This window comes from Microbacterium sp. zg-Y625 (assembly GCF_030246925.1).
Classification (GTDB): Bacteria; Actinomycetota; Actinomycetes; order Actinomycetales; family Microbacteriaceae; genus Microbacterium; species Microbacterium jiangjiandongii.
This window is the reverse complement of the sequence record NZ_CP126740.1, coordinates 2,598,491-2,624,806: the sequence shown is the minus strand read 5'-3', so window position 1 is coordinate 2,624,806 and position 26,316 is coordinate 2,598,491. Positions and strand designations below refer to the sequence as shown.

Below are 26,316 nucleotides of genomic sequence, written 5' to 3'. Positions count from 1 at the left end.
CGGGGGAGTGCTTTGCGGCCGCTCACAGCCGTGCGCGTCCGCGGCCCCACGCCCGCGGGCAAGGCGTAGCCTGGCCGCATGAAGGACCTGCGCTTCGAGAATCAGGCCGATGCGTCCCGATGGGCCCTGCTGCGCGGCGACGAGCTGCTGAGCGTGCTGGACTACCGCGACGACGGCCGCACCATCGCCATGACCCGCGCCTACACGGTGCCCACGCACCGCGGCCACGGCTATGCCGGCGACGTGGTGTCACGCGCCGTCGCCGAGATCGAGGCCCGCGGCGACCGCACCGTGATCCCCACCTGCTGGTACGTCGCCGACTGGTTCGAGGGGCACCCCGAGCACCGCGGCATCCTGCGCACCGCCCGCACCGCCTGAGCCCGCCGGTCGCCCTACGCGCGGCGTGGGCGTTCGTCAACCCCGTGCGGGCGGATCGGGGGAGGGTCAGAGTGGAAGAGCGACGAGAGGAGCGCACCATGACTGACCACGCGGACCACGAGCTGCCCGAGGGAGTGATCAACGCGGACCCGCCGGGAGGCTGGGAAGGCATCGACGACATCGAGGCGCGAGAGCGGAACGCCGACTCCGTCGGGTCGCCGAATCTGACCGATGCGCCCGTGGACGTCGGCGACGTGGAGTCGCCCGCACCGTCCCGAGGCGCCGATCCCGATCTGGGAGTGGAGGAATCATGACAGAGCGCGAGAACGAGTTCGACAACACCGGCGGCAATCAGCCCGACAAGGGCGGCGTCGACGAGGCAGCCCTCCGCGAGACGGCGGCGGACAGCCCCGACGCGGTCGATCCGGCCGAGCAGAGCAGCGACGGGCCGGACGGCGTGCCCGCTCCGGTGGACGGCTCCGCGGCGCCGGCGCCCGCACCGAGCCACGAGGCCGTCGGCATCGGCGTGACCGACGACGGCGGCGAGCACTACGGCCAGGACGAGAACCGTGGCACGCTCACCGTCAGCGAGACGCAGCGGGCCGATCTCTCCGGCGAGCAGGAGCAGCGCCTTCCGGCGATGGCGCAGAACAACGCGTCCGAGGTGGACAAGGTCGCGGGAATCGTCGCTCAGACGCGCTCGGACGTCGCCACAGAGCCGCACGAGCGCATCGTCGAGGTGCTGCACCAGCGTCTCGAGCAGTCCGGCATCCGCCTGCCCGACGACGAGATCGCCGAACTGGCGCGTCAGGTCTCTACGGGCTGAACGCCGAGCTCGGCGAGAATCGCGCGGGCGGCGGGGGCCGCGTCGCGGATCATCGTCTCGTGGCCGTGGCCGGGAATCTCGACGACCCTGGTGCGCAGCGCCGTTGCCACCCTGGCGCACCACGCCCGGGGGCACACGACGTCGTTCTCGCCGCGGATGACCAGCGCGGGGGCCGCGACCTTCGGGTAGGAGCGCTCCGGGCGGTGCGCGAGCATCGCCCGGGTCTTGCGCCGCAGGTGCGGTCCCGCGCGCAGGTACTCGCGGGCTCCGAGGATCAGCACCTTCGGACTCTCCACGAGCAGGTCCAGCGCCAGGCGGCCCAGCTGCGGCAGGGCGCCTCGGGCTGCGGCATCCACCGTCGGAGCGACAAGCACGACGCGATCGACGAGTGAGGGATGCCGCGCCGCCAGCTCCGTGACGACCTGCGTGCCCATCGAGTGGCCGATGGCGACGAGCTCGCGGTCGGCCGGCTCGTGCTGACGCAGGTAGGCGCCGACCAGATCGGCGAGCCTTTCGATCGACGGCACGCGCGGCGGCTCCTCGGCCGCGCCGAACCCCGGCAGGTCCACCGCCAGCACCCGTCCGTGCGGCTCGAGGTGCTCGATGAGGTCGCCGAAGACGCCGCGGCCCATGCCGATGCCGTGCACGAGCAGGAATGTGCGCGCCCCCGTGCCGCTCGCCTCGACGACCAGCTGCGCTGCGTCGTGGGTGAACACGGTCACCTTGCCGTCGGGGTCGTTCGGTGCCGGTTCTGCCACGCTCCGACAGTAGGGGCTGGAAGCGCCCCCATCCTGAGCGTACGGTGACCGCATGTGCCGCAACATCCACACTCTGCACAACTTCGAACCCGCCGCCACCGATGACGAGGTGCACGCCGCCGCGCTGCAGTATGTGCGCAAGATCGCCGGCACGGCGAAGCCCTCCAAGGCCAATCAACAGGCCTTCGACCGCGCCGTCGCCGACGTGGAGCATGCGACGCGGCATCTGCTGGCCGATCTCGTCGCCGTGGCGCCGCCGAAGAATCGCGAGGACGAAGCGGCCAAGGCGCGCGCCCGGGCGGAGAAGGCAGGACGCTACGCGCCGCGCGTGGCCTGACGCCGCCGCCGGCGCGGCTGGTCCAGTCCGATGTGGATGCGGGTGCGCTTGCGCTCCACGACGATGAAGACCGACCCGACGACCCACAGCGGCACCTGGGTGAGGAAGGCGAGGCGGAAGGCGTCCAGCGTGTAGGTCTCCGGGGTGCCCGCCCCCTGCAGGTCCAGGGCCACCCCGATCAGGAACACCGCGATGAGGCCGGCGAGAAACCCGCCGGAGTTGGTGATGCCCGTCGCCGTGCTGAGCCGGTGCGAAGGGTTGTGCGTGCGGGCGTGGTCGAAGGCCACCATCGATGCCGGGCCGCCCATCGCCAGCGCGACGGCGAGGCCGAGCAGCATCCACAGCGGAGCGGGTCCGGGCTGGGCGATCACGATCAGCCAGGCCACGGCCTGCACCGCGATGGCGGGCAGTACCAGCGCCCGGGAGCGGAGCGTCGGCACCCGGGTCGACAGCGACCCCACGATCGGCCCGATCAGGATGCCGGCCAGGACGTACACGGTCGTCACGAGCGCCGCCTGCCCCTGTGACAGGCCTTCCCCCGCGGTGAGGAAGGGGAAGCCCCACAGCATGACGAACGCCGACCCGGCGAAGGGCGTCGTGAAGTGCGACCAGAAGGCGAGGCGCGTGCCCGGGTGCGACCAGGCGGCGCGGATGCCGACGCGGTTGTCGACGGCCGACGTGACGACCCGGATCGCGCCGGTGTCGGTGTCGACGGTGACATCGCGGTCGCGGTCGGGCGGGTGGTTGCGGATGACGGCGAACACGAGCACCGCGAACAGCACGCCGAGCCCCGCAACGCTGCCGAAGGCGATGGACCAGGTCGTCGCGTGCAGCAGCGCCGCGAGCGGCACGACGGCCACGATCTGCCCGAGCTGGCCGACGATGCCCGTCACCTGCACCATGACGGGACCGCGCTGGGACGGGAACCACGTCGCGATGAGGCGCAGCACGCTGGGGAAGACGGCCGCGTCGCCGGCGCCGAGCAGCATGCGGGCGGCGATCGCGATGCCGACATTCGGCGACAGTGCCATCACGAGCTGGCCGACGGCCATGAGCAGCATGCCCGCCGTGATGAGAGGGCGCGCGCCGTACCGGTCGAGCATGAGCCCCACCGGGATCTGCATGGCCCCGTACACGCCGAGCTGGATGACGGCGAACATCGACAGCGTCGAAGCATCGATGTCGAAGCGATGCGCGGTGTCCACCCCCACCGCCGACAGCGAGGTGCGGTTGACCACCGAGAGGATGTAGGCGGCGACGCCGACCCCCCAGATCGTCCAGCCGCGCCAGGTGGGCGAGGCGGAGGGGAAGACGGTGGTCACGGCGGAACAGCCTACGCGGGCGATCCTCCAGGGCGATGTCGGAGGGTCCGGTTAGCGTGAAGACATGCGAATCCTGCACACCTCCGACTGGCACATCGGGCGGACCTTCCACGGTCACTCCACGCTCGATGCGCTCCGTGGCGTGCTCGACGCGCTGGTGTCGCAGGTGCGCGAGAACGACGTCGACGTCGTGATCGTGGCGGGCGACGTGTTCGACTCGGCAACGCCCGCGGCCGGCTGCTATGCCCTGCTCAGCGACACCCTCGCCGCGCTCGCCGACACCGGAGCGCAGGTGGTCGTCACGAGCGGCAACCACGATTCCGCCGCCCGCCTCGGCTTCCAGTCCGCCCTGCTGCGGCCCGGCGTGCACGTCGTCACCGACCCGCAGACGGTGGGAACGCCGATCACGGCGACCGACGAGGACGGGCCGGTGCACATCTACGGCATCCCGTTCCTCGAGCCCGCGCTGCTGCGTCACACCTGGCCGGGCGTGCGGTGCCAGGCCGACGTGGTCGCCCACGCGATGGACCTCGTCCGCGCCGACCTGGCCCACCGTGAAGGCGAGCGGTCGGTCGCCGTGGCCCACTGCTTCGCCGCGGGCGTGGAGCCGACGCCGCACCTCGAGCGGGACATCCAGCAGGGCGGACTCGACGTCGTGCCGCTGTCGACCTTCGACGGCGTCGACTACATGGCGCTGGGGCACATCCACGGCCGGCAGCGGCTCTCCGAGCGCGTGCGGTACGCGGGCGCCCCGCTGCACTACAGCTTCGGCGAGGGCAACAAGCCACGCGGGTCGTGGCTGGTCGACCTGGATGCCGGCGGCCTCGCCGCCGTGACATGGCTCGAGCTTCCCGTGCCCCGACGCCTGACCACGCTGGTAGGGCCGCTCGACGAGCTGCTGAGCGACGAGCGCTTCGCCGAGTACGAGGGCGACTGGGTGTCCGTGGAGTACACCGACACCTTGCCGCAGCGCGATCCGATGCGCCGGCTGCAGGAGCGGTTCTCGCACTGCGCCTGCGTCGCGCACCGGCCCGCGAACGCTGCGGCTGACGATGGCCGCAGCTACGCCCAGCGGGTGCGGTCGGCCCGCAGCGACCGTGAGCTGCTCGACGCCTTCCTCCGCCACGTGCGCGAGGGCGACGGTGCCAGCGACCGCGAGACGGCGCTCATCGACGAGATGCTCGACGACCGCACGCTCGCCGAGGCCGCGACGTGAAGCTGCACCGCCTCGACCTCACCGGGTTCGGCCCTTTCCTCACGACGCAGACGGTGGATTTCGATGCCTTCGAGCGCGACGGGATCTTCCTGATCTCGGGCCGCACCGGGGCGGGCAAGTCGAGCATCCTCGACGGGGTCAGCTTCGCGCTGTACGGCAGCGTGCCGCGTTACGAATCCGGCGACAAGCGGCTGCGCAGCGACCACTGCGCACCAGAGGACCCCACCCGGGTTCGCCTGGAGTTCACCGTCGGCGACCGCCGGTGGCGGGTGACGCGCGCGCCGGAGTACCAGCGGCCGGCACGACGCGGCGGGGGCCTGACGACTGAGCCCACCAGCGCCGAGCTCGAAGAGCAGGTCGATGGGGTCTGGATCGGCCGGGCTGCCAAGCCGCGAGATGTGGGGCTGGCCCTCGACGAGATCCTCGGTCTCAACGCCCAGCAGTTCCAGCAGGTCATCCTGCTGGCGCAGAACAAGTTCTCCCGCTTCCTCCTCGCTTCCGGCAGCGAGCGCCAGCCGCTGCTGCGCACCCTGTTCGGTACGCGCCGCTACGAGGACTACGTCCGCGCGCTCGGTGAGCGCAGCAAGACGGCACAGGCCGCGCTCGATACCCTCGGCGAGCACGCCCGCACCTTGCTCGATCTGGCCGAACGCCTCATCGACGAGCAGGGGCTGGGGGGAGAGGGCGACACCCCGGCCGACCTGGCGGGGCGTCGCGATGCGGCGGTGCTCGCCGTGCAGCGCGCCGAGTACCGACTCGACACCCTCACCCGCGCGCGCGCCGATGCCGACCGGGCATTCGCCGATGCCACGACCGCCCACGCCGCCGCCGTCGCGCTCGCGCGCGCCCACGCCGACCTCGCCCAGGCGAGGCAGCGGCTGACGGCTCTCGAGGCCGAGACGGCCGACGTCGCGGCCGACCGGGCCACGCTCGACCGCGCGCGTGCCGCAGAGGCGGTGCGCTCGACGCTCGAGGCCGCCGATCGGGCGGAGAAGGCCGCGACCGATGCTGCCGCTGCCGTGGCTGTGGCGGAGAGCGCCTGGCGGGACGCGGCGCCCGACGCCGAGGCCGACACCGACCTCGCGGCGCTCGACGAGCGACTCACCGGCGACCTCGCCGTGTGGGCCGTCGCCGCCCAGCAGGAAGCGCAGCTGCCGCTGCGCGAGGCCGAACTCGCCGCTGCAGGGGAGCGGGTGACGGAGCTGGTTCAGGAGCTCGCCACGCTCGACGCGCAGCGGGCACAGATCCCCGAGGAGCGCACGAGGCTCGAGGGACTCCTCGCCGACGCCCGCGCCGCTGCGGCCGTCGCCGACGGGGCACGCCGCCAGCGCCACGACCTCGCCGCCCGCGCCGCCGCCGCCGGCGAGGCTGAGACGCTCGCCGACGCTCTGCGCGAGCGGGAGACCGCTCATGCCGAGGCCGCCAAAGCGTCCGCACAGGCCGGCGCGACGGTGGCAGAGCTGCTGCAGCGCCGGCTCGACGGATACGCCGGCGAGCTGGCGGCTGCCCTGGTCGATGGGGAGGCCTGCGCGGTCTGCGGCTCGACGTCGCATCCCCACCGCGCCGAGCGCGGCGCGCAGCCGGTCACCGACGAGCTGGTCGCGGCTGCCGAGAGCGATCGCGACGCCGCCCTCGCCGCCGAGCGCGCGGCCGCAGAAGCCGCCGCCACCGCACGTGCCGCCCACGCCGATGCCGCTGCCCGCGCCGGGGGCGAACGGAGAGAAGAGCTGCAGGCCCGGCTGAGTGCCGCAGAAGAAGCGCTCCACGCAGCGACCGCCGCAGAGCAGCGCGCGCAGCAGCTCGAGGCCCAGCGTCGGGAGCTCGTGGAACTCGAGGTCGCGTCGCAGGCGGCACGCGACCTGCTCGCCGCCGACCTGAACGCCGCGCGCGAGACGGTCGCCGCCCTCGAATCGAGCCTGGCCGACCTCCGCGCGGCGGTGGCCGATGCGCGCGGCACCTCTGCCACCGTGGCCGAGCGGGCGGCCGCCGCCCGGCTGCAGCGCGACGCCGCGCGCGCCTGTCACTCCGCGCGAGCCGCGTCGGAGCGCGCCGAGCAGGACCGCGTCGCGGCAGTCCGGGAGCGAGACGCGCGGCTTGCGGCATCCGCCTTCGCCGACGCGGCCGAGGCCGCGGCAGCCCTCCGCGACCAGCGCACGGTCAGCGCCCTCGCCGACCGGGTGGCCGCTCACGACGCCGACCTCGCCGCCACGCGCCAGCGCACCCTCGAGCTCGAGCTCGAACTCGCCGGAACGTCCGACGACGCCGTCGACCTCGATGCGTCGGCGTCCGCCGTCGCCGCAGCAGACACCGCCCGCGCGGCGGCGATCGCCGCGGAACGCGACGCGCAGAACGTCGCCGATCGCCTGCGCGAGCTGGTCGTGCAGACGGACGAGGCCTACGCGGCGGTCGCGGCCCACGCTCAGGAGGCCGAAGCCGTGCGCAGACTCGCGGACACCGTCGCGGGCCGGGCGCCGAACACGATGAAGATGGACCTCGAGACGTTCGTCCTCGCGGCGGAGCTCGAAGAGATCGTCGCGGCGGCGAACGTGCGCCTGGCCGAGATGTCGGCCGGCCGGTACACGTTGCACCACTCCGACGCGCGCGCGGCCCGCGGTGCCGCCTCGGGCCTGGGCATCGACGTGCTCGACGCCCACACCGGGCAGTCGCGGCCGCCGCAGTCCCTGTCGGGGGGCGAGACCTTCCTCGCCTCCCTCGCGCTCGCGCTGGGCCTGGCCGAGGTCGTCACCTCGCGCGCGGGCGGCATGCGCCTGGACACCCTGTTCATCGACGAGGGGTTCGGTTCCCTCGACGCAGACACACTCGACCTGGCGATGCGCACCCTCGACGAACTGCGCGCCGGCGGCCGCACCGTGGGCGTCATCAGCCACGTCGAGGCGATGAAGGAGCAGCTGCCTGCGCAGCTGCTCGTCGAGGCGACGCCCCGGGGGCCCAGCATCATCCGGCAGGAAATGGTCCCCCAGGCCTCGTAAGCTGGCCTCATGGACAAGAGCAGCACGATCTGGACCGTCATCGGCATCATCGTCGCGGTGGTGATCGCCTGGGTGCTGGTGAGCGTGCTGGGCAGCGTGCTGATGTTCGCCGTCAAGCTGGCGATCGTCGCCGTGGTCGCGATCATCGTCTTCTTCGCCATGCGGGCGATGTTCGCCCGCTCGCGCCGAGACTGAGGCCCCGATGACAGGCCCCGTGGACCCCGGCAAGAACCGGCCGTCGCCGGCGCGCGTCGGCATCTGGCTCGTCGTCAGCGCCGTCGGCCTGTACATGCTGGCATCCGGAATCATCGGCATCGTCTCGGCGGGCGGCTGAGCCGACCCGGCCGCGCAGACGCGGGGTATTCACGGCTGAGGCCGTGGCCGCGATGCAGCGCGTGGGCGAAGATGGGAAGACCGGCTTCTGCCGGGGAGAGGTGTGACATGGAATCCGTCCCACTCGACACGCCTGAGGGCATCACCGCTCGACTCGGGTGGGACCCGAGCGTGAGCGTCCACGACCGCCGACGCATCCTCACCCGCGAGATCGTCGCCGGCCTCGAGCGATGCGAGCCGTATGAGATCCGCGTCGAGCGCGAGCCGCCGCGTGGCTACGGGTATCACACGCGGCTCATCGCCTCACGTGACGGAGAGAACCTGCCGTATGCCGTGAAGACGGCGAGTTACCGCTCGGCGACGGTCGTCGCGGTGACGGACCCCGCCATGCCGCTGGGGCTCGACGTGCGCGACATGCACCCGGATGCCACCGACATCCACATGATGCAGAAGCACTCGCACCTGCTCGACGAGAGCAACATCCCCGACCTCCTCGACCACTGGACCCGCGTGCAGGCCGTGCTCGAAGCCGACGGGCGCGGGGTGCGCGTGGCGGCCGAGCGCGTGCGGCTCGACGCGACCCGCAAGAAGGGTTGGCTGCCCGATCGCAGGACGGGCTATCACCTGGTCGACCTCTCACGCGACGGCTGGATCATCACCATCGCCTACGGGTCGCCGCGCGTCTGAGCGTCGTCGACGTCCGTGGCGGGCGGGGTCGGCGGTGCTCGCTCGGCGGGTGAGCTCGCGTGCCTGAACGCTCGCCCGTCGCGGATGACGGTTTCCCGCCCCGTGAAGCGACGATTCGCGACAGGTGAGCGGAGGCCGGGCGGTCGGGGCCGTGTGGCGCGCACGCCCTGTGGACCTGCCCTTTGGGCACGCCCGGGGGCCTGCCCTGGGGTCCCGCCCTGTGGTCCCGCCCTGTGGACGCGCGTCCGCCCCGCCCCGCCATCCCGACCCGAGTGCTCGCCTGTCGCGGATGACGGTTTCCCGCCCCGTGAAGCGACGATTCGCGACAGGTGAGTGCGCGGCGGCGATCAGGACGGAGTGCGGTGCCGGTTTCCCGCCCCGTGAAGCGGCAAGCCGCGACAGGGGAGCGGATGCCGCGCGGCAGCGACGCGCCAGCGGATCAGCCGGCGCACCGCTGGGACCTATGCGTCCGAGAGCGCCGCGTCCAGCTCGGCGAGCCACGCGCGCGCGTTGCCGTCGCTGGGTGCTCGCCAGTCGCCGCGCGGTGACAGCGACCCGGCCGCGGCGACCTTGGGGCCGTTCGGGATCGCCGATCGCTTGAACTGCGCGAACCCGAAGTACCGCTGCAGGAACACCCGCAGCCACCGGACGATCGTCTCCCGGTCGTAGCCGTACCGTTCGGCGTCGGGGAACCCGGCCGGCCATGTGCCGGCATCCGGATCCGCCCACGCGTGTTCGGCGAGGAACGCGATCTTCGACGGCCGGAACCCGTAGCGCAGCACGTACGCCAGCGTGAAGTCGTGCAGGGCGTAGGGCCCGATGGTGTCCTGCGTGGACTGCACCTTGCCGTCTTCGTCCGCGGGCACGAGCTCCGGGCTGATCTCGGTGTCGAGCACCGAGCGCAGCACCGACACCGCTTCGTCGGACAGGCGGGTCGCGGCATCGTCGGCGGCCCCGCCACTGCCGGGCCGGTGGGCGATCACCCAGCGGATGATGTGCTGGATCAGGGTCTTCGGCACTCCGACGTTCACCGCGTAGTGGCTCATGTGGTCGCCGACTCCGTAGGTCGCCCAGCCCAAGGCCAGCTCCGACAGGTCGGACGTCCCGATCACGATGCCGTTCTCGCGGTTCGCGATACGGAAGAGGAAGTCGGTGCGCACTCCTGCCTGCACGTTCTCGAAGGTCACGTCGTAGACCGGCTCGCCCGAGGCGTAGGGGTGCCCGATGCCCTTCAGCAGCTCGTTGGCCGCCGGGCGGATGTCGATCGTCTGGATGCTGGCGCCGATCGCCTCGGCCAGCGCGATCGCGTTGGACTTCGTGTGCTCGCTCGTGGCGAAGCCGGGCATCGTGTACGCGAGGATGTCGCTGCGCGGGCGACCCATGCGGTCCATGGCCCGCGCGACGACGAGCAGCGCGTGGGTCGAGTCGAGACCGCCGCTCACGCCGATCACCGGCCGCGGGCCCCCGATCGCGCGCATACGCTGCTCAAGGCCGGAGACCTGGATGTTGAAGGCCTCGTAGCAGTCCTGGTCGAGGCGGGCCGGGTCATCCGGCACGAAGGGGAAGCGGTCGAGCGCCCTGCGCAGCCCGACGTCGGTCGCCGGCGGGTCGAGGAAGAGCTCGACGGTGAGGAACTCGCCACCATCGGCGACGCGATTGTCATCGAAGGTGCCCTGCCGCAGACGCTCCTGCCGCAGACGGTCGAGGTCGACGTCGACGACGGTGCGGCGCGGCCCCTCGGGGAAGCGCTCGGTCTCGTCCAGCAGGGCGCCGGCCTCGTAGATCATGGTCTGCCCATCCCACGAGACGTCGTTGGTGGACTCGCCCATGCCCGCGGCGGCATAGGCGTAGGCCGCCAGGCAGCGCAGCGACTGCGACTGGCAGAGGATCTTGCGGTCATCCGCACGCCCGATCGTGATCGGGCTTCCCGAGAGGTTCGCCAGCACCGTGGCGCCGGCCAGGGCCGCCCGCGACGACGGCGGGATGGGGACCCAGACGTCCTCGCAGACCTCGGCGTGCAGCACGAGGCCCGGCACGTCGCGCACGTCGAACAGCAGGTTGTTGCCGAACACGGTCTCGAGCCCGCCGACCCGGATGGAATCTCCCGCCCACGGCTCACCCGGCGCGTACCAACGCCGCTCGTAGAACTCCCGATAGGTCGGCAGGTAGGACTTGGGCGCGACGCCCACCAGTTCGCCGCGGTGAATCACGACCGCGCAGTTGTAGAGGCGGTTGCGGTGGCGCAGCGGCGCCCCCACGACGAGCACGGGGAAGAGGTCGACGGATGCCACGACCAGGCGCTCGATCGCCTGCTCGACGGCATCCAGCACGGCGTCCTGCATCACCAGGTCCTCGATCGAGTACCCGGTGAGGCACAGCTCGGGGAAGATCGCGACGGCCACCGCCTCGTCGTGACACTCGCGCCATGACTGGAGCACCGCCTCGGCGTTGGTGGCCGGGTCTGCGACCGCCAGCGGGACCGTGCACGCGGCGATGCGCGCGAAGCCGTGGCGGTAGATGCTCTCGAAGGGGAGGCTCATGGCTCCCAGTCTGGCAGGGGACCGGGGCGGCGGAGGGAGGGGTTGCATCCGCTTTCCGAGGCGCACATACTTTCCAGATGGAAACCGAAGGAGCCCTCCACCCGCCGACTCCTGACCAGGCGGCGGACCAGCTCGCGCGCGTCGCCGATACCCGGCGGCGGATGCAGGCCGACCCGAGCCGCCGTGCGCTGGCGCTGTACGCGGCCTGGAGCTCCGTGGCCTTCGCGGCCTTCCTGCTGGTTTTCCTTCTGGCGTGGCCGCCGTCCGACGGGTTCTTCTCTCCCGGGCTCGCTCTCATGCCCCTGTTGCTGTTCACCGCCCTCGCGCAGGGCGCCGTTGCGGGGCGCGGAGCCCGGTTCCGCCCCGGCCGCACCGAATGGCTGATCATGGCCGCTGCCATCACGATCGTCTTCCCCTCGATGGCGCTGGGTCTGCTCATCGATCTTCCGCTCTACGCGCGGATCGGTCTTCCGCTGCTGGTCCTGGTCGTGCAGGGGGCGCCGGCCCTCGCTGTACTGCGGCGCACCGCGTCCGCGACCGCCGCGGAGCCCCGCGCGCCGCTGACCGCGGGAGCGCGCGTGACGACCACGGCGATTGCGCTGCTCGCAGCAGCGACGATCATCGCGTCGCCGTGGCCCGTCGTCTCTGGGATCGCGGCGCTGGTCGCGTTTCTGCTGCTGCTGGTCGCCTCGTGGGCTGAAGGCCTGCCCTGGGGCCTTGCGCCCACCGGCGCCCAGTGGGGTGCGTGGCAGTGGGGCGCCTTCGCCGTCGTCGCCGCCCTTCAGTCGGTGACGTTGCTGCTGACAGTCCACACGGTGTGGTTCGGCGTCGCCGCGTCTCTGCCGATGGGAGTCGCGGCGGCCATCGTCATGACGGTCGCCGCTTGGCGCCCCGGCGCCGCGGGACGGTCCGTCCGCTGATGCCGCACCCCCGTCACGGACTGGATGCCGCCTTCCAGACACCGCTCCGACTGTCGCTCATGGCGGCCCTCGGTCGCGAGGAGCTCGACTTCGGTGCGCTGCGGGACGCGCTGGAGACCTCGGACTCGCAGCTGAGCAAGGCGATCGGCGCGCTGGAGCATTCCGGGTACGTCACGGTGCGCAAGGGACACCTCGGCAGCCGTCCTCGCACCTGGATCACCGCGACGCTGCGCGGGCGGAAGGCGCTGGAGCGGCACCTGGCGGCGCTGGCGGAGATCGGGCGGGGCTACTCCGGTTCCTGACGGGTGTTCCCGACCCCTCGGCGGCCGCTGTCAGACCCCGCGGCTAGGGTCGAAGGCGGAAGGGAAACATGCGATACATCGAGGACGAAGCCCGAATCGTCTGGAGCGCGAGCGACCTGAAAGCGGCCGCGGAGTGTGAGTTCGCCTGGCTGCGCGCCATCGACGCCAAGCTGGGCCGCGTGCCGGCGGTGGAAGACCCCGACGACCCCACGCTCGAACGTGCGGGGCGCCTGGGCATGGCCCACGAGCATCGCGTCCTCGACGAGTACCGCGCGGCCCACCCCGGCCGTGTCGTGGAGATCCCCGAGGCGCGGTCGACGGATGCCGCAGCCCTCGCCGAAGCCGTCGCACAGACGCAGGCGGCGCTGCGCTCGGACGCCGCCGTCATCTACCAGGCCGCCTTCGCCACGTCCGACTTCGTCGGCTTCGCCGACTTCCTGGTGCGCGACCACGCCACCGGCAGCTGGGTCGTGCAGGACACCAAGCTCGCCCGGCACGCCAGGGTCACCGCGCTTATGCAGCTGGCCGCATACGTCGTGCAGCTCGACGCGCTCGGCGTCGCGCGCGCCGATCACGTCGAGCTGCTCCTCGGCGACGGGACCACTTCGACGCACGCGGTGCGGGACCTCCTGCCGACCTTCCGCCTGCGCCGAGCGCGGCTGCTGGCGCTGATCGCCGATCGTGACGTCGCATCCGGAGCAGCCGGCGCACCGATCGGGTGGGGAGACCCGCGGGGCGAGCTCGGCGTCATCGCCTGCGGCCGGTGCGCCACCTGCGACCTCGAGGTCGTCGCCCAGCGGGACCTGCTGCTCGTCGCGGGCATGCGCCCGGTGCAGCGGGACCGGCTGCGCACCGCCGGCATCCTGACGATCGACGACCTCGCGGCCGCCCACGAGGCTCCGCCGCGCATGTCGTGGGACACCTTCGCAGGGCTCCGCACGCAGGCGCGACTCCAGCTCGACAGCCCGGCCGGCGTTCCCGCGCCCGACGCCGTCGTCGAGGCGGCGGAATCCGCCGCCGTGGCGGAGGGGATGCGCGACGAAGCGGCCGACACGGCCGATACGGCCGAGGTGACCGTGCCGGTGCCCACATACGAGGTGGTGTTCCCGCAGGCTCTCGGCGCCCTGCCGCTGCCCGACGCCGGCGACCTGTTCTTCGATTTCGAAGGCGACCCGCTGTACACCGAGGGCCCGGCGACGACCTGGGGCATCGATTACCTGTTCGGCTGGGTCGACGTGCGCGAGCAGTACAGCGCGCTGTGGGCGCACAGCTTCGCCGAGGAACGCGTCGCGTTCGAGCGGTTCCTCGATTTCATCGCGCTCCGCCGGCGGGAGCGTCCCGGCATGCACATCTACCACTACGCCCCCTATGAGCCGACGCACCTGCTGCAGATGGCGGCGCGCTACGGCGTGCGGGAGGGTGATGTCGACCGGCTGCTGCGCGACGGCGTCTTCGTCGACCTCTACCCGATCGTTCGGCGCGCGCTGCGCGTGGGCTCGCGCTCCTACTCCATCAAGAAGCTGGAGCCGCTGTACATGGGCGGCGAGGTGCGCACCAGCGACGTGCAGCGCGGTGACGACTCCATCGTGAAGTACGTGCAGGCCCGTGCCCACGCCGCCGACGGCGACGGGGCGGCATCCGAGGTCATCTTCGCCGACCTCGCCGACTACAACCGCTACGACTGCGTCTCCACCCGGCGCCTGCGCGACTGGCTGGTCGAGCGGGCGAAGGATGCCGGCATGCGCCCGTCCGTCGACCCGGACCCGGTCGACGGCGGCTACGAGCCCTCCCCGCGCGCCGAAGCCCTCGGCCGGCTCGCCGAGGGGGAGTCCGAGGTCGACGCGCAGGCGCTGCGGCTGGCCGCCGCGGCCATCGACTACTACCCGCGCGAGCGCAAGACGTTCTGGGCCACGCACTTCCTGCGGCTGCGCGAGCCGGTTTCGGTGTGGGCCGACAGCCGCGACGTCGTGGTCTTCGACGCCGAGCGCTCCCGGGTCGTGCAGGACTGGCATCGGCCAGAGGGCGGCCGGGTCGACCGGCGTCTCGTCGAGCTGCGCGGAGAGCTCGCCCCCGGCACCCGCCTCAAGGAGCGTGGGCGGCCCTTCGTCGTGTACGAGCGGCCGGCCCCCTTCCCCGTCGATGCGGGCCCGCGCGCCCTGCACGCGGCGCGCTCGGCAGAAATCGTCGAGGTCCTCGACGACGGGGTCATCCTGAGCGAGACGCCGGTCGACGGCTTCACCTGGTCCGAACTGCCCGTCGCCCTCACCCCCGAGGGGCCGCCCGCTGCCGGCAGCCAGCAGGGCGCCATCGACGAGTGGGCGGATGCCGTCCTCGCCGCCGCCCCCGCACTGCCGCCGGACGCCGCCACGGATCTGCTTCGCCGGCTCCCGCCGCGCACCCGCTCGGGTGCTCTCGCGCGGGGGACGGGCGACATCGTCTCTGACATCACCGCGACGATCGCCGATCTCGACCACAGCTACCTCGCCGTGCAGGGCCCTCCCGGAACGGGGAAGACCTACGTCGGCTCCCACGTCATCGCCCGTCTGGTCGCCGAGCGCGGCTTCCGGGTCGGCGTCGTCGCCCAATCCCACGCGGTCGTCGAGAACATGCTCGACAGGGTGGTGGCGGCAGGCGTGCCGCGGGCGCAGGTCGCGAAGGCGCTGAAGGACGCGCCCACCGGTGAGGAATCCTTCACGGTCATCGCGAAGAACGGCGTCGCCGCTTTCACCGGCGACCAGCCGGCGGGCTATGTCATCGGCGGGACGGCATGGGACTTCTGCCACCCGACCCGCGTCCCGCGGCACAGCCTCGACCTGCTGGTCATCGACGAGGCGGGGCAGTTCTCGCTGGCATCCACGATCGCCGTCTCCGTCTGCGCCACACGCATGCTGCTGCTGGGTGACCCGCAGCAGCTGCCCCAGGTGAGCCAGGGGACCCATCCGGAGCCGGTGGACACCTCCGCGCTCGGCTGGGTGATGGACGGCGCCGAGGTGATCGACGAGACGCACGGGTACTTCCTCGCGCAGACGTGGCGCATGCACCCCGCAGTGGCGGAGCCGGTGTCGCAGCTGGCGTATGCCGGCGAGCTCGCGTCGCATCCGTCCGCGGCGCAGCGTCTGGTCACGGGGATCGCTCCCGGGGTGCATCCCGTGCCGATACGCCACCACGGCAACGCCACGCAGTCACCCGAGGAGGCGGCCGAGGTCGTGAGGATCGTCCGCGACGTGGTCGGGCGGGCGTGGACCGACGGCGCCGGCGCGCCGCCGCGCGCGCTCACCGCCCGCGACATCATCGTGGTGACGCCGTACAACGCCCAGCAGGTGCTGGTGGAGGAGGCGCTCGCCGCGGCCGGCTTCGCCGACGTGCCCGTGGGCACCGTGGACCGGTTCCAGGGACAGGAGGCGGCGATCGCGATCGTCTCGCTTGCGGCATCCAGTGGGCGGGACGCGCCCCGCGGGCTCGAGTTCCTGCTGTTGCAGAACCGGCTGAACGTCGCGATCTCGCGCGCGAAGTACGCAGCCTACGTCGTCTATGCGCCGGGTGTGCTCGATGACCTGCCCCGCACCCCCGAGGGCGTGGCGCGGTTGAGCGCGTTCGCTCGGCTCGTCGGCGCCTGACCCGCCCGCCGCGGCCGCGCAGTGCGCGCTGCCGCGGCCGCGCGCACTATCGCGCCCGGCTCGCGGCGTCGCTGTCCGGCCGATTCCCCGCGCCGCGCCCCGGGCCGCGCCGCGCGTGGCCGCGCTGGCGTAGGCCGCGCCCGGAGCCCGCGCGCGGCGGGTCAGACGGTGCCGTAGAGGCGGTCGCCGGCGTCCCCGAGTCCCGGCACGATGTACCCCTTCTCGTCGAGCCGCTCATCGAGAGCACCCAGCACCAGCGTCACGTCGCGCTCGCCGACCTGCCGCTCGATGGCGGCGACACCCTCGGGGGCGCCGAGGATGCAGATGGCGGTCACATCCTGCGCGCCGCGGGCGAAGAGGAAGTCGATCGCCGCGCCCAGCGAGCCGCCGGTGGCGAGCATCGGGTCCAGCACGAAGCACTGCCGGTCGCTGAGGTCGTCGGGGAGACGCTCCGCGTACGTCGCCGGCTGCAGGGTCACCTCGTCGCGCAGCATGCCGAGGAAGCCCACCTCGGCGGTCGGCATGAGCTTGACCATGCCCTCGAGCATTCCCAGCCCGGCGCGCAGGATCGGCACGACGAGCGGGCGCGGCTCGCTGAGCTTGACGCCCGTCGTCTCGGTGACGGGGGTGCGGATCGAGACGGGATCCACGCGCACCTGGCGCGTCGCCTCATAGGCCAGCAGGGTGACGAGTTCCTCCACCAGCTGCCGGAACATCGGCGACGGTGTGCGCTCATCGCGCAGCACCGTGAGCTTGTGAGTGATGAGGGGGTGGTTGGCCACGTGCACACGCATGGGTCCAGCCTACTTCCTGGGTTGCGCCGCATGGATGCCACATCCTGCGCCGCCAATGCTCGAAGCCCAGTCGGGTGCGGCCGGGCAATAGCCTGGGGCATGTGAACCTGCCTGCCCGCGCGACCGACCTGGCGGCCATGGATCGCGCCCTCGCTCTTGCCGCCGAGGCCGCAGAGCACGGTGACATCCCGGTCGGAGCTGTGGTGACGGATGCCGCCGGCAACACCATCGGCGAGGGACGCAACCTGCGCGAGGCCACACACGACCCGCTCGCACATGCCGAGGTCGTCGCCCTGCGGGCCGCCGCGGCGTCGCTCGGCTCCTGGAACCTGTCGCGCTGCACGCTCGTGGTGACGCTGGAGCCGTGCCTGATGTGCGCGGGCGCGATCATCCAGTCGCATCTGGATCGGCTGGTGTTCGGTGCGTGGGACGAGAAGGCCGGAGCGGCCGGGTCGATGTACGACGTCGTCCGCGACCGGCGACTTCCCCACCGGGCCGAGGTGGTCGCCGGCGTGCGCGAGCACGAGGCATCCGCGCTGCTGCGCGCCTTCTTCGGCGCCCGCCGCGAGCCCTGATCCCGGTGTCCAGGTCGGGCTGAACACTCACTCGGCGACGCGAATACTCACTCGGCGCCGCGAATACTCACTCGACGACGCGAATACTCACTCGGCGCCGCGATGCCCATGTCGGCAGGGAACGCGGCGATGATCGCTTCGCCGGATGCGCTCATCTGCCTGGGGGAGTCAGTCCGACGAGGCGATGACGATCGCCTCCGTGGGCGGGGCCGGGTCGGCGCGCCGGCCGATGTATCCGATCGCGGCGAGCAGCGCCTGACGGAACTCCGCCGGGCGCTCCAGGTGAGGGCTGTGCCCCACGCCCTCGAGGGCGACCTCGACGACGTCGCCTCCCGCGGCGGCGTAGGCGCCCAGCACGTCACGGGTCTGGGACACCATCGACTGCGCCGGGGCGACATCCGCTCCCGGCCAGCCCGGAACGATGCCCAGCTGCCCGAGGTTGTTGTAGTCCGCGAACGAGGCATCCGACACGATCGCATCGGCGGTGCCGTGCACCCACAGGATCGGCGGCTTGCGGTCGAGGTCGACGATGCCGGAGACGTCGAAGTATCGCGGGGCGAGGGCGTTGAGCACGCCCGTCGTGCCGGGGGCGAACCCCGGCCAGTTGTCGGTGTGCACGCTGTCGCCCGGGTAGTTCCCCGACGCGGTGGACGTCGTCAGCATGGACGCGACCCACAGGTCCTCGTGGTCGGTCCGGTAGTCGGGAGCGACGTAGGACGCGCGGAAAACGCTGCGGGGCGAGGTGGATGCCTCATCGCTGCTGTCGCGGTCGTTCAGGCGCTGCACGAAGTCGGGGTTGGCGGCGCCGGCGCCGCACCCCGCGTCGTCATCGGTCAGGCGGGTTCCGTCGCGGCGCGTCCCGCCGAAGCCGTAGGGCGAGATCGGCGCCTGCAGCGTGAGTGAGAGGGCGGAGTGGTCGAGGGCGTACTGCATGACCACTCCCGCGCCGAGCGACCAGCCGACCAGGTGGGTCGGTCCCAGCCCCAGGGCCTCGAGCGTCGCGTGAAGGTCGTCGCTGAAGTCCCTCACGCCGCGCGTCGCGTCCACCGGGGCGTGGTCGGTGCCGCCGAAGCCGCGCAGGTCGACGGCGATGGCCCGCAGCTCGCGCGGGAGGTCCTGCATGATCTCCTGCCAGAACAGGCTGGATGCCACGTTGCCGTGCACGAACACGACGGTGCGGTCGGCCGGTGTGTCGGGGCTGTCGCCGGTGCGTTCCAGGATGTTGACGGAAAGCCGCGCGGTCTCGATGAGCCGCGCCGAGATGCCGTCGAGGAGGGTCTGCATGGTGCGTCCTGCGTCCTTCGTCTGCTCGGTGGCAAGCGGCCGGCGGGGCCGCGCCCGTCTTCGTCACTATAGCCGCGCCGCAGTCGTCAGCCGATGGCCACCGCGCCGTCCGGCGCGGCCGGCACGGGGTCTGGGAGGATGACGTCATGACCACTGCGCTGCCCCCGATCGCGATCCTCGGTGCCGGTTCGATGGGAGGTGCCGTGCTGCACGGCCTCGTGCGTTCGGGCCTTGCCCCCCACGTCACGGCGACCAACCGCACGGCGGCCAAGGCGACGGCCCTCGAGGGCCTTCCCGGTGTCACGAGCGTCGCGCTCGAGCACGCCCCGCATGGCAACGTGGACGCTGCGGCATCCGCCGACATCGTGCTCGTCGGTGTGAAGCCCGCCATGGTCCCCGACCTGCTGCGCGAGATCGCCCCCCACCTGCGTCCTGGCACCCTCGTGGTGAGCCTCGCCGCCGGGGTGACCCTCGCGACCTTCGCGTCGATCCTGGGGGAGGGGATGCCGGTGCTGCGCTCCATGCCCAACACGCCTGCTCTCGTCGGCAAGGCCGTCACCGGGCTGGCTGCGGGCACGAGCGCCGGCCCCGCCGAGGTCGCGGTGGTGCGCCGGCTCTTCGAAACCGTCGGCGTCGTCATCGAGGTGCCCGAGGATCAGATCGACGCGCTCTCGACGATCTCGGGCTCGGGGCCCGCGTACGTCTTCCTGCTCATCGAAGAGCTCACCCGCGCGGCGCGGGGCAAGGGGTTCGACGAGGCCTCCGCGCGCCTTATGGTCGAGCAGACGTTCGTCGGCGCCACCGCGCTGCTCGAGGCGTCGGGCGAGGACCCGGCGGAGTTGCGGCGCCAGGTCACCAGCCCGAAGGGCACGACCGAGCGCGCCGTCACCGTGCTGCAGGGCGCCGGGCTTGCGGAGCTCTTCGCGGAGGCGACCGATGCCGCGCTCGTCCGGGCCCGAGAGCTCGCCGCCGGGTCGTGATCGCCGACGACGGCCCGCTCAGCGGGCGAGGGCGGCGAAGCGCTCGATGTCGGAGTTCGTCCCCGACACGATGATGAGGTCGTGGTTGGTGACGACCGTGTTGGCCTCGGCGTAGCGGAACGGCTTTCCGGGGCTCTTCACGCCGACCACGGTCACGCGGTACTTCGTGCGCACGCCCGATTCGTTCAGACCCACGCCGCGGATGAACTTCGGCGGGTACATCTTGGCCAGCGCGAAGTCGTCGTCGAAGCGGATGAAGTCGAGCATGCGGCCGCTGACGAGGTGCGCGGTGCGCTCGCCGGCCTCGCGCTCGGGGTAGACCACGTGGTTCGCGCCGACGCGGGCGAGGATCTTGCCGTGGGACTGCGACACCGCCTTCGCCCAGATCTGCGGGACCTTGAGATCGACGAGGTTCGCGGTGATCAGCACGGATGCCTCGATGGAGGAGCCCGTCGCCACGATGGCGACCTGGAAGTCCTGCGCGCCGACCTGCTTGAGCGCGTCGATGTTGCGGGCATCGGCCTGCACGGTGTGGGTGACCCGCTCGGACCACTTCTGCACGAGCTCGAGGTTCGCGTCGATCGCGAGGACCTCGCGGTCGAGGCGATCGAGCTCTCCGGCGCATGCGGCACCGAACCGGCCGAGGCCGATGACGAGGACGGGGGCGTCGCCCCGGATCTGCTCAACCAACGATCGGCCTTTCCACCGGCATCGAGTACAGCTGCGAACGCGCCGTCGCGGCGACCGCCGCGGCGAGAGTCACTGTACCAATGCGGCCCATGAACATCGTGGCCGCCAGAACGTAGGACGCGGAGTCGGGAAGCTCCGCGGTGAGCCCGGTCGACAGACCCACGGTGGCGAACCCCGAGATGACGTCGAAGAGCACCATCTCGACGGGTGCCTTCGTGATCTGCGCGATGGTGATGGTCGACAGCGCCACGATCGTCGCGCCCCACGCCACGACCGACAGCGCCACCCGCTGCACGTCGCTGGGGATGCGGCGTCCGAACGCCTCGACCTGCTGTCGCCCCTTCGCCTCGGACCAGACGGCCAGGGCGAGCACCGCCAGCGTGGTGACCTTGATCCCTCCCGCGGTCGAGGCCGACCCGCCGCCGACGAACATCAGCATCGATCCGGCGACGAGCGACGAGCCGTTCAGCTCCCCGATGTCGATCAGCGAGAATCCGCCGGAGCGGGTCATGGCCGAGAGGAAGAGCGACTGGAAGGCGGTGTCCCAGGCATCCATCGCCCCGAACGTCTTCGGGTTGAGGTACTCCAGCGTCACGAACACGACCGCACCGGCGAAGAAGAGCGCGACGGTGGTGATGAGCGTGAGCTTGCTGTGCAGCGACCACCGGCGCACGTGCCAGGTGTGCCGCCACAGGGTGAAGATCACCGGGAAGCCGATGGACCCGAGGAAGACGCCGGCCATGAGCACGGTGAGCAGGAAGTAGTCGTCGGCGAACGGTGTCAGGCCCTCGGGGTTGGGGACGAAACCGGTGTTGGTGAAGGACATCGCCGCGTAATAGGGCGCCTCCCACAGGGCGGTGAGCGGGTCGATGCCCGCCGTGATCAGTGCCGGGTAGAGGAGGATGCTGAGGACGACTTCGATGATCAGGGTGGACAGGGCCACGGTGCGCAGCAGCTGACCCACCTCGCCCAGCCGCACCGTCTGACCTTCGTTGACCGGACCGCCGTGCGCGCGCAGCGGGTTCGTGTCGCCGGCGGCGATGAGCTTGGCGCGAAGCCCTAGCCGCTTCGAGATCACGAGCCCCAGGATGGATGCCAGCGTCAGCACGCCGAGGGCGCCGACGTTCACCCCGATGTAGGTGATCACGTGGCCGAGGGGGGACCAGTGCGTCGCCATGTCCACCGTCGACAGGCCGGTCACGCAGATCGTGGACACCGCGGTGAACACCGCATCGGCGAGGGCGGTGCGCTTGCCGTCGGCCGCCGCAGCGGGCAGCGAGAACAGCGCAGTGAAGACGAGGATGAGCACCGCGAAGATCAGCACCGCGAAGCGTGCCGGCGAGGCGGTGGTGAGGTCGCGAAGCTCATCGCGCAGCCACCGGAGGCCCGCGAGGATGTCGAGCCGCGAACGGCCGCCGACCTCGTGCCGCGTCATGCGGCGCCCTCCTCGCTCTCGGATCCGTGTCATGGTACTCCCCGGGGGGCCCGGCTAACCTATCTGCATGGCGGATATCTTCGACGTGATCGCCGACGGTACCCGTCGCGACATCCTGCAGCTGCTGCTCTCGCGGTCGACGAACGGCGAGCGGGGCGGCACGAGCGTCTCGCGCATCGTGCAGGACCTCGGAGTCAGCCAGCCGACGGTGTCGAAGCACCTCAAGGTTCTGCGCGAGGCGGGGCTCGTCTCGGTGCGCGAAGAGGGGCAGCACCGCTACTACAGCCTGTCAACCGCTCCGCTGGACGCGGTCGACGACTGGCTCATGCCCTTCCTGCTGGAAGAGGAGTCGGAGGAGGCGCACACCCTCACCGAGTCCGCCGCGCAGGCTGCCGACGCTGTCGGACGGGCCGCGGCCTCTGCCAAGCACGCCTTCGCCAGCGTGTTCAGCAAGATCCCCGGCCGCTGACACGCACCGCGGTGACAACAGCAGCCGCATCCGTTTACACGCGTCCCATGCGCCCCCTAGAGTGTGTGGTCCAGCGTGAGGGGAAAACGATGGTCGAACTGCCCGACGTGCGATTCCTGACGGTCGCCGAGGTGGCCGAGCTGATGCGCGTGTCGAAGATGACGGTCTACCGCCTCGTTCACGCCGGTGAACTGCCCGCGGTGCGGTTCGGGCGCAGCTACCGCGTGCCGGAAAGTGCCGTGATCGACGCACTGCAACGGCCCATCGCCGACGTCGGCTAGACTGGTCCGAGGCATTTTCACGATTTGCCCGATCCCGGGTTCGGTACCACCGCACCCAGACCCCTGACATAGCGAGGTTTTCCGTGGGTTCAGTCATCAAGAAGCGCCGCAAGCGCATGGCGAAGAAGAAGCACCGCAAGTTGCTTCGCAAGACTCGCCACCAGCGCCGCAACAAGAAGTAAAGCGGCATCCCACACAAGCGCCCCCGACCGCATCGCGTCGCAGGGGGCGCTTCGTGTTCGAAAGGACCGTCATGAAGTCGATCACCGTCCAGCAGCTGCGCGACCGTCAGGAGACGCCGCTGATCGATGTGCGCGAAGAGGACGAGTTCGCCGCGGGCCATGTGCCCGGCGCGGTGAACCTGCCGATGTCTCAGATCGGCGGCCTGCTCGACCGTCTGCCGGATGAACCCTTCGACGTCATCTGCCAGTCAGGGGGCCGCTCGGCCCAGGTGGTGTCGGCGCTCACCCAGCGCGGATACGACGCCACCAACGTCGAGGGCGGCACCGGCGAGTGGATCGCGGCGGGCCTTCCCGTCGAGCGCTGACGTGACCACCCTCACGCTGCTCTCGAAGCCGGGATGCCACCTCTGTGACGTCGCGCGGGAGATCATCGAGACCGTCGTGGCGGAGTTTCCCGATGGTCTCATCGATGTGCAGGAGCGCTCGATCCTCGACGACCCCGCCCTGCATGAGCTGTGGTGGGAGAAGATCCCGGTCGTGCTGGTTGACGACCGGCTGCATGCCCACTGGCGCGTCTCGCCCGACCGGTTGCGCGCCACGCTGACAGAGGAGGTCTCCCCATGATCCGTCACGTCGCGGCATTCGCGCTCGCTGACAGCGATCCCGCCGTGCGAACCGAGCAGGCAGCCGAGGCAGCACGGCGTCTGGAGGCGCTCGTGGGTGTCGTGCCGTCGCTGCGGTCGATGAGCGCGGGGGCCAACGCGCTGGATCTTCCCGGCAACTGGGACCTCGTGCTGGTGGCGGATTTCGACGACGCCGCCGGGCTCGACGCCTATCAGGTGCACCCCGCGCACGAGGAGGTCGCGGCTTTCATCGGCGGCATCCGCTCCGACCGGGTCGCGGTGGACTTCGAAGTCTGAGCGCGATCAGCCGCGCAGCCGCGCGGTGAGACCGGCGAGCTCGTCGTCGGCGAACCCGCCCGAGCGCAGGTATGCGGCGGACCCGCCGCGCTCGTCGACCCACGCCAGCGCTGTCTCGATGGCGGATGCCGGCGACCCGGCGATCAGCGACGTCAAGGCGGGCGTCAACGGGACGCCCATGCCCGTCACCGTCGCGAACATCCGGTCCGCCCACACGCCGGCGAGGTTGCGCTCCGAGAGGGTGTAGTCGGCGACGATCGCGTCTCGCTGCACCCCGACGGCGTCGAGGATGAGCGCGATGGCGACGCCCGTACGGTCCTTGCCCGCCGTGCAGTGGATCAGCACCCCCTGCGCGCGGTCCGTCGGCGCAGCCACCGCGCGCGCGGCCTCCGCGAAGGCCGTGGCACCGTGATCGAGCATGCCGACGTACACCTCCTCCAGGGTGGGAAGCTGTTCCAGTGCGTCGGCGATCGCCCGCGCCGCGGCATCCGGGTCTCCGGACTGCCGCCCCATCTGCATCGCCTGCTGCGCGAGCCCGGTGATGGCGCCCTCCAGCAGCGGCAGCTGCACGGTGCGGAACGAACGGCTGGCGGGCAGCCGGTTCGGAGCCATCTGCTGCTCGAACTGCGTGCGGAAGTCGACGATCACCTCGATGTCGCTCTCGGCCAGCTGCTCGAGCCCGTCGGCGGTGAGCGCGCTGAGCGCGTCCGAGCGGAACAGCACGTCCGCAGCGGTGGTGCCGCCGGTGGTCAGGGGCATGCCGCCGACGTCGCGGAAGTTCATTGTGCCCTCGAGGGTCTGGATCATGCGGCGATCCTACTGGCGACGTCGGGCGCGGCGTCGGGGCCGTCCCCGCGAGGGACCGGCCCCGGACGTGGCGTCAGTGGCGCGCGGCGGCAGCCGGGCCGTCGACCGCCACCGACTCCGGGCGGCGGTTGCGCACGAAGACGATCGCGATGACGGCGGCGACGGCCATCCCGACGGCGGCGGCGACGAACGTCGCGCTGTAGCCGTCGACGAGGGCGCTGGTGGCTGGGATGCCGGAGCCGTGCGGGCCCACCACGGCGGCGTACACCGCGGTGAAGACCGACAGTCCGATCGAGCCGCCGATCTGCATCGCCGAGTTCGCGGTCGCCGAGGCGATGCCGGCGTCGTGGGCCGGGACTCCGGCGAGGGCGAGGTTCTGCAGCGGCACGAAGATGAACGCCATGCCGAAGCCCATCACGATCAGCGCGGGCAGCACCTCCGCGGCATAGGCGCCGCCGGTGATGCGCGAGAGCAGCAGCAGGCTCGCCGCCACCACGAGGGGGCCCGTGATCATGAGCGGGCGCGGTCCGATGCGGCCCAGCAACGTGGTGACGATCGGCGCCGTCAGCATCGTTGCCAGCGGCAGCGGGAGGCTCGCCAGCCCCGCCGCCAGAGCCGACATGCCCAGCACGATCTGCAGGTGGAAGGTCAGGTACAGCGTCGCACCGATCATGACGCTGCCGGCGACCGCCTGGATGAGGAACGCTCCGGCGCGCACGCGGTCGGTGACGACGTGCAGGGGCAGCAGCGGGTTGCGCACGCGCGTCTCGATCCACACGAACAGCGCCAGAAGCACCACACCGGCGGCGAGGAACGCGATGGTCGACACATTGCCCCACCCGAACTCCGCGAGGCTGAAGCCGTAGACGAGCGCCCCGAGGCCCAGGGTCACCGTGACCGCGCCCCACACGTCGTAGCGGTTGTCGCCTTCGGCCTTGGACTCGCGCAGGAACAGCAGCGCGCCGACGATGCCGATCACGACGAACACCAGGTTCACCAGCAGGCACCACCGCCAGCTGAAGAACTCCGTCAGCACACCGCCCAGAGCCAGCCCCACCGCGGCGCCCGCACCGGCCACGGTGCCGAACACGGCGAAGGCGGTGTTGCGTTCGCGGCCCGACGGGAACGTGACAGTCAGCAGCGCCAGGGCGGCGGGGGCGAGGAGGGCGGCGAAGACGCCCTGCAGCCCGCGCGCAAGGATCAGCTCGGTGCCCGTCTGAGCGAGCCCGCCCCAGAGCGACGCGATGCCGAAGCCGACCATGCCCACCATGTAGGTGCGCTTACGGCCCCAGTAGTCGGCGACGCGGCCACCGAGCAGCAGCAGCGCCCCGAAGGCGAGGGCGTAGGCGGTGACGACCCACTGGCGGGCGCTGTCGGTGAGGTCCAGTGCCGCCTGCGCCTGGGGGAGCGCGATGTTCACGATGGTGCCGTCGAGAACGACCACGAGCTGGGTCATCGACAGCACCGCAAGGGCCCACCAGCGGGTGTGCCCGGACATCGATGTAGACATGGAAAAACCTCCGGAGGTCTGGGTGAGAGATGCCGGAGGTTTCGAGCCTCGGACCGGTCCCGCAGAGGGGCCGACCACCTCGCGCAGCGGGCGCGAGCGAACGTCCATCTTACCCCGCGCGGGCGCCCTGGGACCGCCGTCGTCCCCCTAGTGGGGCCGCCGG

General features: G+C 71.7%; 29 protein-coding genes. 20 read left to right on the top strand and 9 right to left on the bottom strand.

Features of this window, described 5'->3' with window-relative positions; genetic code table 11:
- The first annotated feature begins 78 nt into the window (after positions 1 to 78).
- The 3 genes from QNO14_RS12265 (at position 79) to QNO14_RS12255 (ending at position 1,204) form a co-directional block, all read left to right on the top strand.
- On the top strand, positions 79 to 378 hold the full coding sequence (locus QNO14_RS12265) for a GNAT family N-acetyltransferase (RefSeq protein ID WP_257505523.1): 300 nt from the start codon (positions 79 to 81) through the stop codon (positions 376 to 378).
- A 98-nt stretch (positions 379 to 476) separates the two neighbouring features.
- Positions 477 to 692, top strand: a complete 216-nt coding sequence (locus QNO14_RS12260) for a hypothetical protein (protein WP_257493825.1) — start codon at positions 477 to 479, stop codon at positions 690 to 692.
- A complete protein-coding gene (locus QNO14_RS12255; RefSeq protein ID WP_257493824.1) occupies positions 689 to 1,204 on the top strand; it encodes a hypothetical protein in 516 nt (171 codons plus the stop codon). The genes QNO14_RS12260 and QNO14_RS12255 overlap by 4 nt, the downstream gene beginning before the upstream one ends.
- Here QNO14_RS12255 and QNO14_RS12250 read toward each other — a convergent pair.
- The gene (locus QNO14_RS12250) at positions 1,186 to 1,962 is read right to left on the bottom strand and encodes an alpha/beta fold hydrolase (protein ID WP_257505522.1); all 777 of its coding nucleotides are present in this window, start codon (positions 1,960 to 1,962) and stop codon (positions 1,186 to 1,188) included. The genes QNO14_RS12255 and QNO14_RS12250 overlap by 19 nt on opposite strands.
- Before the next feature lie 52 nt (positions 1,963 to 2,014).
- Here QNO14_RS12250 and QNO14_RS12245 point away from each other — a divergent pair, with 52 nt between their 5' ends.
- Complete coding sequence (locus QNO14_RS12245) at positions 2,015 to 2,299, top strand: DUF2277 domain-containing protein (RefSeq protein ID WP_257493822.1); 285 nt, start codon at positions 2,015 to 2,017, stop codon at positions 2,297 to 2,299.
- Here QNO14_RS12245 and QNO14_RS12240 read toward each other — a convergent pair.
- The gene (locus QNO14_RS12240) at positions 2,278 to 3,621 is read right to left on the bottom strand and encodes an MFS transporter (RefSeq protein ID WP_257505521.1); all 1,344 of its coding nucleotides are present in this window, start codon (positions 3,619 to 3,621) and stop codon (positions 2,278 to 2,280) included. The two genes, QNO14_RS12245 and QNO14_RS12240, sit on opposite strands and share 22 nt — an antisense overlap.
- A gap of 64 nt (positions 3,622 to 3,685) precedes the next feature.
- Between QNO14_RS12240 and QNO14_RS12235 the strand changes: the two genes are divergently transcribed.
- The 5 genes from QNO14_RS12235 (at position 3,686) to QNO14_RS12215 (ending at position 8,847) form a co-directional block, all read left to right on the top strand.
- Positions 3,686 to 4,837 (top strand): exonuclease SbcCD subunit D, encoded by a 1,152-nt coding sequence (locus QNO14_RS12235; protein WP_257505520.1) that lies wholly within the window; start codon positions 3,686 to 3,688, stop codon positions 4,835 to 4,837.
- Positions 4,834 to 7,827: an AAA family ATPase gene (locus tag QNO14_RS12230; protein ID WP_257505519.1), complete on the top strand. Its 2,994-nt coding sequence runs from the start codon at positions 4,834 to 4,836 to the stop codon at positions 7,825 to 7,827. Before QNO14_RS12235 ends, QNO14_RS12230 begins: the two co-directional genes overlap by 4 nt.
- A gap of 9 nt (positions 7,828 to 7,836) precedes the next feature.
- Complete coding sequence (locus QNO14_RS12225) at positions 7,837 to 8,022, top strand: hypothetical protein (RefSeq protein WP_257493817.1); 186 nt, start codon at positions 7,837 to 7,839, stop codon at positions 8,020 to 8,022.
- Positions 8,023 to 8,029: 7 nt separating this feature from the next.
- The gene (locus tag QNO14_RS12220) at positions 8,030 to 8,161 is read left to right on the top strand and encodes a hypothetical protein (protein ID WP_257493816.1); all 132 of its coding nucleotides are present in this window, start codon (positions 8,030 to 8,032) and stop codon (positions 8,159 to 8,161) included.
- Between the two features lie 107 nt (positions 8,162 to 8,268).
- On the top strand, positions 8,269 to 8,847 hold the full coding sequence (locus QNO14_RS12215; protein WP_257493815.1) for a hypothetical protein: 579 nt from the start codon (positions 8,269 to 8,271) through the stop codon (positions 8,845 to 8,847).
- A 461-nt stretch (positions 8,848 to 9,308) separates the two neighbouring features.
- Here QNO14_RS12215 and QNO14_RS12210 read toward each other — a convergent pair whose 3' ends face one another.
- Positions 9,309 to 11,387: an NAD(+) synthase gene (locus tag QNO14_RS12210; RefSeq protein WP_257505518.1), complete on the bottom strand. Its 2,079-nt coding sequence runs from the start codon at positions 11,385 to 11,387 to the stop codon at positions 9,309 to 9,311.
- Positions 11,388 to 11,464: 77 nt separating this feature from the next.
- Between QNO14_RS12210 and QNO14_RS12205 the strand changes: the two genes are divergently transcribed.
- From QNO14_RS12205 to QNO14_RS12195, 3 genes are all read left to right on the top strand, one after another.
- Entirely contained in the window at positions 11,465 to 12,307 is an 843-nt protein-coding gene (locus QNO14_RS12205) for a hypothetical protein (protein WP_257505517.1), read from the top strand.
- Entirely contained in the window at positions 12,307 to 12,609 is a 303-nt protein-coding gene (locus tag QNO14_RS12200; protein ID WP_257505516.1) for a transcriptional regulator, read from the top strand. Before QNO14_RS12205 ends, QNO14_RS12200 begins: the two co-directional genes overlap by 1 nt.
- A gap of 68 nt (positions 12,610 to 12,677) precedes the next feature.
- Positions 12,678 to 16,226, top strand: a complete 3,549-nt coding sequence (locus QNO14_RS12195; RefSeq protein WP_257505515.1) for a TM0106 family RecB-like putative nuclease — start codon at positions 12,678 to 12,680, stop codon at positions 16,224 to 16,226.
- A 161-nt stretch (positions 16,227 to 16,387) separates the two neighbouring features.
- On the opposite strand, the gene upp is transcribed toward QNO14_RS12195, so the two are convergent.
- Positions 16,388 to 17,020, bottom strand: a complete 633-nt coding sequence (gene upp, locus QNO14_RS12190; protein WP_257493810.1) for a uracil phosphoribosyltransferase — start codon at positions 17,018 to 17,020, stop codon at positions 16,388 to 16,390.
- Positions 17,021 to 17,157: 137 nt separating this feature from the next.
- On the opposite strand from upp, the gene QNO14_RS12185 reads away from it, so the two are divergent.
- Positions 17,158 to 17,595, top strand: coding sequence for a nucleoside deaminase (locus tag QNO14_RS12185; protein ID WP_257505720.1), 438 nt, complete (start codon positions 17,158 to 17,160; stop codon positions 17,593 to 17,595).
- A 168-nt stretch (positions 17,596 to 17,763) separates the two neighbouring features.
- On the opposite strand, the gene QNO14_RS12180 is transcribed toward QNO14_RS12185, so the two are convergent.
- Entirely contained in the window at positions 17,764 to 18,879 is a 1,116-nt protein-coding gene (locus tag QNO14_RS12180; RefSeq protein ID WP_257505514.1) for an alpha/beta fold hydrolase, read from the bottom strand.
- 146 nt (positions 18,880 to 19,025) lie between these two features.
- Between QNO14_RS12180 and proC the strand changes: the two genes are divergently transcribed.
- Entirely contained in the window at positions 19,026 to 19,859 is an 834-nt protein-coding gene (gene proC / locus QNO14_RS12175) for a pyrroline-5-carboxylate reductase (protein WP_257505513.1), read from the top strand.
- Between the two features lie 18 nt (positions 19,860 to 19,877).
- Here proC and QNO14_RS12170 read toward each other — a convergent pair whose 3' ends face one another.
- A complete protein-coding gene (locus QNO14_RS12170) occupies positions 19,878 to 20,549 on the bottom strand; it encodes a potassium channel family protein (protein WP_257493807.1) in 672 nt (223 codons plus the stop codon).
- A complete protein-coding gene (locus QNO14_RS12165; RefSeq protein ID WP_257493806.1) occupies positions 20,542 to 21,984 on the bottom strand; it encodes a TrkH family potassium uptake protein in 1,443 nt (480 codons plus the stop codon). The genes QNO14_RS12170 and QNO14_RS12165 overlap by 8 nt, the downstream gene beginning before the upstream one ends.
- A gap of 67 nt (positions 21,985 to 22,051) precedes the next feature.
- Between QNO14_RS12165 and QNO14_RS12160 the strand changes: the two genes are divergently transcribed.
- From QNO14_RS12160 to QNO14_RS12135, 6 genes are all read left to right on the top strand, one after another.
- Complete coding sequence (locus tag QNO14_RS12160) at positions 22,052 to 22,453, top strand: ArsR/SmtB family transcription factor (RefSeq protein WP_257493805.1); 402 nt, start codon at positions 22,052 to 22,054, stop codon at positions 22,451 to 22,453.
- Positions 22,454 to 22,542: 89 nt separating this feature from the next.
- The gene (locus QNO14_RS12155; protein ID WP_257493804.1) at positions 22,543 to 22,734 is read left to right on the top strand and encodes a helix-turn-helix domain-containing protein; all 192 of its coding nucleotides are present in this window, start codon (positions 22,543 to 22,545) and stop codon (positions 22,732 to 22,734) included.
- Between the two features lie 83 nt (positions 22,735 to 22,817).
- The gene (locus QNO14_RS12150; protein ID WP_003792170.1) at positions 22,818 to 22,916 is read left to right on the top strand and encodes a 30S ribosomal protein bS22; all 99 of its coding nucleotides are present in this window, start codon (positions 22,818 to 22,820) and stop codon (positions 22,914 to 22,916) included.
- Positions 22,917 to 22,987: 71 nt separating this feature from the next.
- Positions 22,988 to 23,281: a rhodanese-like domain-containing protein gene (locus QNO14_RS12145; protein ID WP_257493803.1), complete on the top strand. Its 294-nt coding sequence runs from the start codon at positions 22,988 to 22,990 to the stop codon at positions 23,279 to 23,281.
- A 1-nt stretch (position 23,282) separates the two neighbouring features.
- Entirely contained in the window at positions 23,283 to 23,540 is a 258-nt protein-coding gene (locus QNO14_RS12140) for a glutaredoxin family protein (protein ID WP_257493801.1), read from the top strand.
- A complete protein-coding gene (locus tag QNO14_RS12135; RefSeq protein WP_257493800.1) occupies positions 23,537 to 23,836 on the top strand; it encodes a Dabb family protein in 300 nt (99 codons plus the stop codon). The genes QNO14_RS12140 and QNO14_RS12135 overlap by 4 nt, the downstream gene beginning before the upstream one ends.
- A gap of 6 nt (positions 23,837 to 23,842) precedes the next feature.
- Here QNO14_RS12135 and QNO14_RS12130 read toward each other — a convergent pair whose 3' ends face one another.
- The gene (locus QNO14_RS12130; RefSeq protein WP_257505512.1) at positions 23,843 to 24,643 is read right to left on the bottom strand and encodes a tyrosine-protein phosphatase; all 801 of its coding nucleotides are present in this window, start codon (positions 24,641 to 24,643) and stop codon (positions 23,843 to 23,845) included.
- Between the two features lie 73 nt (positions 24,644 to 24,716).
- Entirely contained in the window at positions 24,717 to 26,153 is a 1,437-nt protein-coding gene (locus tag QNO14_RS12125; protein ID WP_257505511.1) for an MFS transporter, read from the bottom strand.
- Positions 26,154 to 26,316 lie beyond the last annotated feature (163 nt).